This window comes from Neochlamydia sp. AcF84 (assembly GCF_011087585.1).
Classification (GTDB): domain Bacteria; phylum Chlamydiota; class Chlamydiia; order Chlamydiales; family Parachlamydiaceae; genus Neochlamydia.
This window is the reverse complement of sequence record NZ_VJOT01000052.1, coordinates 56,347-67,062: the sequence shown is the minus strand read 5'-3', so window position 1 is coordinate 67,062 and position 10,716 is coordinate 56,347. Positions and strand designations below refer to the sequence as shown.

5 protein-coding genes, 1 pseudogene and 1 CRISPR repeat array are annotated in these 10,716 nt (G+C 40.0%); of the genes and pseudogenes, 4 read left to right on the top strand and 2 right to left on the bottom strand.

Annotated features, from left to right (window positions below; genetic code table 11):
- Positions 1 to 675: 675 nt before the first annotated feature.
- The gene (locus NEOC84_RS06015; protein WP_166156612.1) at positions 676 to 1,254 is read left to right on the top strand and encodes a DUF892 family protein; all 579 of its coding nucleotides are present in this window, start codon (positions 676 to 678) and stop codon (positions 1,252 to 1,254) included.
- A 309-nt stretch (positions 1,255 to 1,563) separates the two neighbouring features.
- Here NEOC84_RS06015 and NEOC84_RS06010 read toward each other — a convergent pair whose 3' ends face one another.
- Together NEOC84_RS06010 and NEOC84_RS10185 are read right to left on the bottom strand one after the other, a co-directional pair.
- Complete coding sequence (locus tag NEOC84_RS06010) at positions 1,564 to 1,728, bottom strand: hypothetical protein (RefSeq protein WP_166156609.1); 165 nt, start codon at positions 1,726 to 1,728, stop codon at positions 1,564 to 1,566.
- Between the two features lie 183 nt (positions 1,729 to 1,911).
- Positions 1,912 to 2,109, bottom strand: a complete 198-nt coding sequence (locus NEOC84_RS10185) for a transposase (RefSeq protein WP_166156624.1) — start codon at positions 2,107 to 2,109, stop codon at positions 1,912 to 1,914.
- A gap of 1,080 nt (positions 2,110 to 3,189) precedes the next feature.
- Here NEOC84_RS10185 and NEOC84_RS10180 point away from each other — a divergent pair.
- From NEOC84_RS10180 to NEOC84_RS05985, 3 genes and pseudogenes are all read left to right on the top strand, one after another.
- Positions 3,190 to 4,062 (top strand): annotated as a pseudogene (locus NEOC84_RS10180) (leucine-rich repeat domain-containing protein); the annotation flags it as partial.
- Positions 4,063 to 4,125: 63 nt separating this feature from the next.
- Positions 4,126 to 5,388: a CRISPR direct-repeat array (repeat unit 35 nt; unit sequence CAAAACCAGCTCACCAGCCTGCCTGCAGAAATCGG).
- Between the two features lie 541 nt (positions 5,389 to 5,929).
- On the top strand, positions 5,930 to 7,618 hold the full coding sequence (locus NEOC84_RS05990) for a leucine-rich repeat domain-containing protein (protein WP_166156603.1): 1,689 nt from the start codon (positions 5,930 to 5,932) through the stop codon (positions 7,616 to 7,618).
- A 533-nt stretch (positions 7,619 to 8,151) separates the two neighbouring features.
- Positions 8,152 to 10,257 carry a leucine-rich repeat domain-containing protein gene (locus tag NEOC84_RS05985; protein WP_166156600.1) on the top strand — a complete coding sequence of 702 codons (2,106 nt, stop codon included), beginning with the start codon at positions 8,152 to 8,154 and terminating at the stop codon, positions 10,255 to 10,257.
- Positions 10,258 to 10,716 lie beyond the last annotated feature (459 nt).

Below are 10,716 nucleotides of genomic sequence, written 5' to 3'. Positions count from 1 at the left end.
AAGTAAAAGAAACTTTGGAGGAGATTTTCGCTCTAGGAAGCTAGACTATCAGCGGGCAGAATTATATGCTAAATCTTTGGCAATGAACAAGATGACAGCACTTGGAATGCCCAAAGGACAATGGGTACTAACTTGATAAGCTTTTAAACAGACCAACTATTAGGTCATTTACGCAACAAGGTCTTACAAAGGCAAAAGAAGTTTAATCCTATCGGTTGATGGCTTGTAAGATATAAACAGTTTGATCAACTTTCCATCTATCTAGGAAAAAAAGCTTTTTTAAAAATTAAGGAGAGGAGGAAAGCATTCTCACCAGGAACCTTCTCCATCAAGTAACTTTTAATCCTTATTAAGTTTGCTCTTATTATGTCAAAAACATTTAAAACTTAGATTAACCAAAAGCCTTCTACACAGGTTTCAAAGAAATCGATCTACCCTTATTTTTTTAAAGACTTCTAAATTTGCTATTGCAATAATGATGGGGGCGAGCCTATACGCTCCCCTGAAAATGATAAAAATAGTGCACCCTTTAAGGAAAAAAATATTACAGATAGGAACAGTAAAATGATTTAATCTAACCTCCTCCTGCATTTACGTCTAAAGAACATTTTAGCACAATTTTAAGCATTATTATATTTTTATTAAAAAAAATTAGTAAGCTATAAGGAGGCTTATATGGAAAAGAATTCAGCTTTAGACTTGTTTTTAGAAACAGGCCTTAGACATCTTTATAATGCTGAAAGAGAAACCTATGAAAATCTAAAGACATTAGCTAGCAAATCTTCCAACCAAGCATTAAAAGATGCTTTTTCTTCTCATATTTTAGAGACAAAAGACCAAATAAGACGATTGCAACAGACTTTTGAGATGCTAGACATTGATCCAACCTCTAGCAAAATTCAAGGAATTCCTAATTTTGCTGATAAAGGGAGGGAACTGATGAAAACCTTACTAGATCTTAATTTTACGGATCGTAGCAAAGGTATGGACGGCATTCTTAACGAAGGGAAAGAGCTAATCAGGCATTTTGCAGATACAGATTCTAACGATATTGCCTTGATAAGTGCTGCTCATAAGGTCGAACATTATGAAATAGCTTGCTATAATCTTATCTGCTTCTTGTGTGGACATTATAAACAAAAAGAAATGGTCAATTTAATGAAGCTTTCTTTAGAAGAGGAAAAACGTATGGGGGAAAAACTTTTGGAAATAGCTCAGCGTGAGATTAAGCTACCGGCTTTCCCCCCTAGTTAATCATCGTTTTGCCTAACCTAGAAATATGTGGGTATAGCTAATAGAAAGGACGCATACAGATTTAAAAAGCTGATAGCTTAAATGCTGGATGTAAGTCCTCCTTAGTACACAAGCTTAAAAACCAAATTTTTTAATTAAAGCAATCCAAGTAACACTTATAATGCAATTTTCATCATAGCTTATTAGAAAAAATTTAGAAGTGATAGATAATTATCTTTTATTCAGGATCTTTTAAGAATAGCATCCCTTAACCTCTGGGCTACGCCTAAAAGCTCCTTTAAATGCCAGATGGCCTAGCCAGCATGCTCCTTATGGCTCGTGCCCCGCGCCTCTTTCATCTCCTAAATCCAATTCTTGCTGGCCCCTATCATAATCGTTAAGCTCATCCACCGAACCTCCTTTTTCCTGATAAAACATTTTATCAAAGGGAAAAGGGGCCACTTGACCTTTATCGTAATTTTTATTTTTAGTCATTGCATAACCTCCTTTTCCACGATTAGGTACCGCTACATTTTATCAACATATCTTTAAAATAAAGAAATGTTTTAATTTTATAGACGTCAAACCATTTTCATATAAGTGTTAAAGGAAAAAACAGTGCTCTAATAACGCTATGATAATCCAGGCCTTATTTCTAAAGACATTATCTGAATTAATTTATTGCGTTATTCTTTTTACTCTCATGTGTATCATGGCTAAGTAGAGGAACGCTTGGCTAGTGTTTGGTAAGGCCTCATAATCCTTACTTAATCTGAGGCATTTGCCAAACCAGGCAAATGTTCTTTCTGCTATCCATCTTTTTGCTTGTAGATGAAATCTTTTTAGCTTAGATCTTTTAATGGCTGTTAAATCAATACCCTGTAAAGCTGCTTCTAATTCATCTCTTCTCCCCTATACCCTGTATCGGCAAATATTTTTTTTGGCTATAGAGCTTTTTCAGGAAAAAATAAAGCAGCACCTTTAGTCCATCTCTACCATTGCAAGTCGTGCTGCTTACTACAGCTGCTATTAGCAGTCCCAAATAATCTACCCCCTATGTGTCTTTTCCTACCTTTAACTTTCTTGCCGCCGTTGCATCCGCTGAGCCCTTTTTTTCAGTTATTTTGACGCTTTGGCTATCGACTATAGCTGCACTTAAGTTCCGCTAGCTTGCCTTAAGCTTTGGCGAAGCGATCACCTTAAATAAGTATTAATTTGTTCGAATAAATGACTCTGTCTCCATCTTAAAAACTGAGAATAGACCGATTTCCAAGGAGGAAGATCATAAGGAAGATCTGTCCATTGGCAACCTGTCCTTAAGACATAAAAGATGGCATTAAGCATCTCTCGTTTAGGGTGCTTAGGTGGCTTACCGGCTTTTTTCTTGCATATTATTAAGTTCAAGCACCTGCCGTTCTCGATCATTTAAATCGTTAGGATAAGGTTTTCTTATCATATTAGGCTTGCTGATTAAACAGCCTATATTTTAATCAATTTTAATAATTTAGAAAATGTCGCTAAGCAAGCTCAAACTAAACTACGCATTTGTAACGACAAGAAGCTTTTCTCTTTTTCTGCAGATTGCTATGCTGGCAAAACAACCTTTCTCGACAGGAAGAAGCTAGGCGTATTGTATTTCATCATTCGATAGGAGAATTAAAACATTGCGCCCAAAAGAGTCGTTTTTCTCAATAAGTCAAAGAATCAATTTCATTCTTTTAATCAAAGCAGAATTGCCGCGTCACTTAATCTCCAAAAACTGTGGTTGCTCCTAAATGCTTGAAAGGTCTCCCCCTTTTCCTTAAATCTATCTGAAAAAAAAGCGAGGTAGATTACCTGTGAGTTGCTTTTCATTGATAAGGATACGAATTCGTTTGACTTGCTTTTTAATTTTTTTATATTGTCTTTAAAAAAAATAAAAATGCTGAAAAAGTCACCACTACCCAAGAAAATAAAATGCATCCTATCGCCTCCACATCTATTGAAAGCTTGCCCAATGAATTGCTACTCCCTATCTTAGAGGCTTGCATAGTTCCTTCCTTATTTAGCGTCTGTAAAAGATGGCATCATCTGCTGGCTACTGAAGTCATGCTCCCTCTTTATAAGCAAATAGGTAAAGTGCATGTTCCTCAAGGAAATGTTAAGGAGCAGGCTCTTATTGTAGATAGAATTTATAAGCTAAAAGAAAAGCTTTCTGAAGCAGCAAAGATAAATGCAATCTTTAGGCGAATCTTTACTTTAGCTAGTTCTCTTTCTCTTCTAGAATTTAAATGGAAGACTGAAGAGAAAAAATATTTTACTTTAGCTAACTACTCCTCTTATCTGCTGAATATTAATCGCTTTTTACTTTGGAAAAAACTTCCTGGTGGGGAAGCATACTTGAGCCGAGAAGAAATTAAGCACTTGCCTCTAGAGAAAAAAGGAGAGTTACTTAGAGATTGGATTGAAGAAAATTGTAAAAACATCACGACTTTAAATTTATGTGGAGCAGGCTTGACTTATTTACCTCCAGAAATAGGCCAGTTATCTCAGCTGCAAACGCTTAAATTAAATCAAAACCAGCTTAACACATTGCCTGGAGAAATCGGGCAGCTGTCTAAGCTGGCACGACTTTACTTATACCAAAACCAGCTCACTACTCTGCCTGCAGAAATAGTTCAATTGTCTCAGCTGCAAGAACTTCGCTTAAGCGAAAACCACCTCTCCAGCCTACCTGCAGAAATCGGGCAATTGTCTCAGCTACAAACGCTTGACTTAAGAGAAAACCAGCTCACTACTCTACCTGCAGAAATAGGTCAATTGTCTCAGCTGCAAGAATTTCGCTTAAGCGGAAACCACCTCTCCAGCCTGCCTGCAGAAATCGGGCAGCTGTCTAAGCTGGCACGGCTTTACTTAAATCACAACCAGCTCACCGCTCTGCCTACAGAAATCGGGCAATTGTCTCAGCTGCAAACGCTTAATCTAAGCCAAAACCAGCTCACCAGCCTGCCTGCAGAAATCGGGCAGCTGCCTGAGCTAATACAGCTTTACTTAAATCAAAACCAGCTCACCGCTCTGCCTACAGAAATTGGGCAGCTATCGTAGTTGGAAACACTTGAATTAAATCAAAACCAGCTCACCAGCCTTCCTGCAGGAATCGGGAAGCTGTCTGAGCTAATACGGCTTAGCTTAAATCAAAACCAGCTCACCAGCCTGCCTGCAGAAATCGGACAGCTATCGCAATTAGGAACGCTTGAATTAGAGCAAAACCAGCTCACCAGCCTGCCTGCAGAAATCGGGCGGCTGTCTCAACTGCAAGAGCTTTTTTTAAGCCAAAACCAGCTCACCAGCCTTCCTGCAGAAATAGGCCTATTGTCTCAGCTGCGAAGGCTTAACTTAAATCAAAACCAACTCACCGCTTTGCCTATGGAAATCGGGCAGCTGTCTCAACTACAATGGCTTTTTTTAAGCCAAAACCAGCTCACCGCTCTGCCTGCAGAAATCGGGCAGCTATCGCAGTTGGAAACACTTGAATTAAATCAAAACCAGCTCACCAGCCTTCCTGCAGGAATCGGGAAGCTGCCTGAGCTAATACAGCTTTACTTAAATCAAAACCAGCTCACCAGTTTGCCTGCAGAAATCGGGCAATTGTCTCAGCTAGGAGGGCTTAACTTAAGCCAAAACCAGCTCACCAGCCTGCCTGCAGAAATCGGACAGCTATCGCAATTAGGAACGCTTGAATTAGAGCAAAACCAGCTCACCAGTTTGCCTGCAGAAATCGGGCAATTGTCTCAGCTAGGAGGGCTTAACTTAAACCAAAACCAGCTCACCGCTCTTCCCACAGAAATCGGAAAATTGTCTCAGCTGCACTGGCTTTACTTAAATCACAACCACCTCACCGCTCTGCCTACAGAAATTGGGCAGCTGTCTAAGCTGCAAACGCTTGACTTAAATCAAAACCAACTCACCAGTCTACCTGTAGAAATCGGGCAGCTGTCTAAGCTGCAAGAGCTTGAATTAAATCAAAACCAGCTCACCAGCCTGCCTGCAGAAATCGGGCAGCTGTCTAAGCTGCTACAGCTTTACTTAAATCAAAACCAGCTCACCGCTCTGCCTGCAGAAATAGGGAAAATGTCTCGGCTACGAAGGCTTTGCTTAAATCAAAACCATCTCACCAGCCTTCCTGCAGAAATCGGGCGGCTGTCTAAGCTTATCGAGCTTGAATTAGCGGAAAATCCTTTGAAAGATATTACCGTAAAAATAAGGCAGCGTTTTCAATTGTAGAATGGTCGTAAGCACTTTTTAAATTGAGGTGGGCTAAATGGAATAAAAAACTTTTAGCCATCTTATCTTTAAACAAGTAATCCGCACTTAAATCAAAAACATCTCACCAGTGTGCATGTAGAAGCAGTAGAAGAATTAAAACAAGGCACCAAAAGAGCCGTTTTTCTCATATAAGGCACAGAATCAATTTCATTCTTTTAGCCAAACCAAAATTGCCGCATCACTTAATCTCTAAAACCTGTGGCTGCTCCTAAATGCTTGAAAGGCCTCCCCCTTTTCCTTAAATCTATCTGAAAAAAAAGCGAGGTAGATTATCTGTGAGTTGTTTTTCATTGATAAGGATACGAATCCATTTGACTTGCTTTTTAATTTTTTTATATTGTCTTTAAAAAATGAAAATGCTGAAAAAGTTATCACTATCCAAGGAAATAAAATGCATCCTATCTCTTTGGCATCTATGGAAAGCTTGCCCAATGAATTGCTGCTCCCTATCTTAGAGGCTTCTGCAGTTCCTTCCTTATCAAGCGTTTGTAAAAGATGGCATCATCTGCTGGCTTCTGAAGTCATGCCCCCTCTTTATAAGCAAATAGGTAAAGTGCATGTTCCTCAAGGAAATGTTAAGGAGCAGGTGCTTATTGTAGATAGGATTTATAAGCTAGAAGAAAAGCTTTCTGAAGCAGCAAAGGTAAATGCAATCTTTAAGCAAATCTTTACTTTAGCCAAGTCTTTTTCTCCATTGGAATTTAAATGGAAAACAGAAGAAAAAAGAGGCTTAAGTCTTGCTAATTACTCTTCTTATCTCTTAAATATTAATCGCCTTTTGCTTTGGGAAAGACTTCCTGGTGGGAAAGAATATTTGAGACGAGAAGAAAGTAAGCACTTGCCTCTAAAGAAAAAAGGAGAGCTATTTAGAGATTGGATTGAAGAAAACTGTAAAAACATCACGGCTTTAAATTTATCTAATGCAGGCTTAACTTATTTACCCTCAGAAATATGCCAATTGTCTCAGCTGACAAAGCTTAAGCTAAGCCAGAACCAGCTCACCGCTCTGCCTGCAGCAATCAGGCAGTTGTCTCAGCTGCAAACGCTTGACTTAAGAGAAAACCAGCTCACCGCTCTGCCTGCAGAAATCGGGCGGCTGTCCCAGCTGGAATGGCTTGAATTAAATCAAAACCAGCTCACCAGTCTTCCTAAAGAAATAGGACGGCTGTCTCAGCTGCAAGAGCTTAAGTTAAGCCAGAACCAGCTCACCGCTCTGCCTGCAGAAATTGGTCAATTGTCTCAGCTGCAAGGACTTCAATTAAATCAAAACCAGCTTACCGCTCTGCCCGCAGAAATTGGGCGACTGTCCCAGCTGGAATTGCTTGAGTTAAATCAAAACCAGCTCACTGCTCTGCCTGCAGAAATCGGGCAGCTGTCTGATCTGCAAACGCTTTGCTTAAATCAAAACCAACTCACCAGTCTGCCTGCAGAAATTGGTCGGTTGTCTAATCTGATACAGCTTTACTTAAACCAAAACCAGTTCACCGCTCTGCCTACACAAATCGGACAGCTGTCCCAGCTGGAATGGCTTGAATTAAATCAAAACCAGCTCACCGCTCTGCCCGCAGAAATCGGGCAGCTGCCTAAAGCGCTGTATCGGCTTGAATTAAATCAAAACCAGCTCACCAGCCTGCCTGCAGAAATCGGGCAATTGACTCAGCTGCTACAGCTTGAATTAAATCAAAACCAACTCACCAGCCTTCCTGTAGAAATAGGTCTATTGTCTCAGCTGCACGTGCTTCACTTAAATCAAAACCAGCTCACCAGCCTTCCTGCAGAAATAGGCCTATTGTCTCAGCTGCGAAGGCTTAACTTAAATCAAAACCAACTCACCAGCCTTCCTGCAGAAATCGGGCAATTGTCTCAGCTGCTAGGGCTTTACTTAAATCAAAACCAACTCACCAGCCTTCCTGTAGAAATCGGGCAATTGTCTCAGCTGCTAGGGCTTGATTTAAGCCAAAACCAACTCACCAGTCTACCTACAGAAATCGGGCAGATGTCTCAGCTGCAAGCGCTTGAATTAGCAGAAAATCCTTTGAAAGATATTGCAGAAAAGATAAGGCAGCGTTTTCAATTGTAGAATAACAAGTACTTTTTAATTTGGAGTGAGCTAAAATGGAATAACAAACTTTTAGCCATCTTATCTTTAAACAAGCAATCCGCTTTCCTTCCAGCAACTAAGCAAGCTTAAACTAACCTACACATTTATAACGACAAGGAGCTTCTCTCTTTTTCTGCCGATTGTTATGTCTGGGAGAACAACTTTTTTTGATAGAAAGAAACTGGAGTATTGTATTTCATCATTCAGTAGAAGAATTAAAACAAGGCGCCAAAGAAAGCCGTTTTTCTCAAATAAGGCACAGAATCAATTTCATTTTTTTAGCCAAACCAAAATTGCCGCATCACTTAATCCCCAAAACCTGTGGCTGTTCCTAAATGCTTGGAAGATCTCCCCCTTTCTCTTAAATCTATCTAAGAAAGAAGGGCGATAGATCCTCTGTGAGTTGTTTTTGTTGATAAAGATACGAATTCGTTTGACTTGCTTTTTTAATTTTTTTATATTGCCTTCAAAAATAAAAATGACAAAAGTTCATCATTATCCAAGGAAATAAAATGCATCCTATCTCATCAACATCTATTGAAAGCTTGCCCAATGAATTACTACTCCCTATCTTAAAGGCTTGCGCAGTTCCTTCCTTATTTAGCGTCTGTAAAAGATGGCATCATCTGCTGGCTACTGAAGTCATGCCCTCTCTTTATAAAAAAATAGCCCACCTTCATTTCCCTAAGACGAATGCCACTACCCAACGAACTCTTATGTTAGCTAAAGTTTATCAACTTAATCCTGGACTTACCTCTACTAAAAAAGTTTATCAAGTTTTTAAACAAGTTTTTACCTTAGCTAAATCTATTTCTCCTTTGGAATTTAAATGGAAAATAGAAGAAAAAAGAGGCTTAACTCTGGCTAATTACTCTTCTTATCTCTTAAATATTAATCGCCTTTTACTGTGGAAAAAACTTCCTGGTGGGGAAAAATACTTGAGCCGGCAAGAAATTAAGCACTTACCTCTAGAGAAAAAAGGAGAGCTTCTTAGAGATTGGATTGAAGAAAATTGTAAAAACATCACGACTTTAAATTTATGTGGAGCAGGCTTGACTTATTTACCTCCAGAAATAGGCCAGTTATCTCAGCTGCAAACCCTTGATTTAAGTCAAAACCAGCTCACCAGCCTTCCTGTAGAAATTCAGCAGCTGCCTGAGCTGCAAAGGCTTTACTTAGGCAACAATCAGCTCACCTCTCTGCCAGCAGAAATAGGGCAATTGTCTCAGCTGCAAAAGCTTCACTTAAGCAAAAACCAGCTCACCGCTCTGCCAGCAGAAATCCGTCAATTGTCTCAGCTGCGAGTGCTTGACTTAAATCAAAACCAGCTTACCAGCCTTCCTGCTGAAATCAGGCAGCTGTCTCAGCTGCAAGAGCTGGAATTAAATCAAAACCAGCTCACCAGCCTTCCTGCAGAAATAGGTCAATTGTCTCAGCTGCAAGAGCTTAAATTAGATCAAAACCAGCTCACCGCTCTGCCTGCAGAAATCGGGCAATTATCTCAGCTGACACAGCTTTTCTTAAATCAAAACCAGCTCACCGCTCTGCCTGTAGAAATTGGACAGCTGCCTAATCTTGAATTGCTTTACTTAGATGATAACCAGCTTACTACTCTTCCTGGAGAGATAGGCCAGCTGTCTCAGCTGCAAAGGCTTAGATTAACTCAAAACCAGCTTACTAGCCTGCCTGCAGAAATAGGCCAATTGTCTCAGCTGACACAGCTTCGCTTAAACCAAAACCAGCTTACCAGCCTGCCTGCAGAAATCGGGCAGCTGCCTAAACTACAAACGCTTTACTTAAATCAAAACCAGCTCACTGCTCTGCCTGCAGAAATCGGGCAGCTGCCTAAACTACAAACGCTTTACTTAAATCAAAACCAGCTTACCAGCCTTCCTGCAGAAATCGGACAGCTGTCTAAGCTGCGAGAGCTTGAATTAAGCCAAAACCAGCTTACCAGTCTTCCTGGAGAGATAGGCCAGCTGTCTCAGCTGCAAAAGCTTTACTTAAATCAAAATCAGCTCACCACTCTGCCTGCAGAAATCGGGCAGCTGCCTAAACTGCAAAGGCTTGAATTAAATCAAAACCAGCTCACCGCTCTGCCTGCAGAAATCGGGCAGCTGCCTAAACTACAAACGCTTTACTTAAATCAAAATCAGCTCACCGCTCTGCCTGTAGAAATCGGGCAGTTGTTTCAGCTCCTACACCAGCTTTACTTAAATCAAAACCAGCTCACCGCTCTGCCTGCAGAAATTGGGGAACTGTCTGAGCTGAGACGGCTTGAATTAAATCAAAACCAACTCACCACTCTGCCTGCAGAAATCGGGCAATTGTCTCAGCTGACACAGCTTTTCTTAAATCAAAACCAGCTCACCAGCCTGCCTGCAGAAATCGGGGAGTTGTTCGAGCTGACACGGCTTGAACTAAGTCAAAACCAGCTCACCAGCCTGCCTGCAGAAATCGGGGAGTTGCCTAAGCTGAAAGAGCTTCACTTAAATCAAAACCAACTCACCAGCCTTCCTGCAGAAATAGGTCTATTGTCTCAGCTTACCAAGCTTGAATTAGCAGAAAATCCTCTGAAGGATATCGCCGAAAAAATAAGACAGCGTTTTCAATTGTAGAATGGTCGTAAGCACTTTTTAGATTGAGATGAGCTAAAATAAAATAAAAAAACTTTTAGCCATCTTATCTTTAAAGAAGCAATCAGCTTTTCTTCCCGCGACTAAGAAGTTGCCATGAAACCTATTCTATCCTTAACACAATTCTAAACAAGGTTTTTATAAAGAATGGTATCCTACAAGAGTACTTATAAGTAACTATTTCTATAAGAATGAGCAATTAGATGGAAAACAAGAAGAATTTCATAAGAATAGCCAGCTTAAGCTTTGTATACCCTCTGCAAATCATCCAATTCTAATGATAGTGCCTTGATAAGTGCTGCTCATAAAGTCGAGCATAATGAGATAGCCTATCTATAATCTTATCTGTTTCTTATGTGAACATTATAAGCAAAAAGAAATAGTCAATTTAATGGAGCTTTCTTTGGAAGAGGAAAAACGTATGAGAGAAAAACTTCTGGA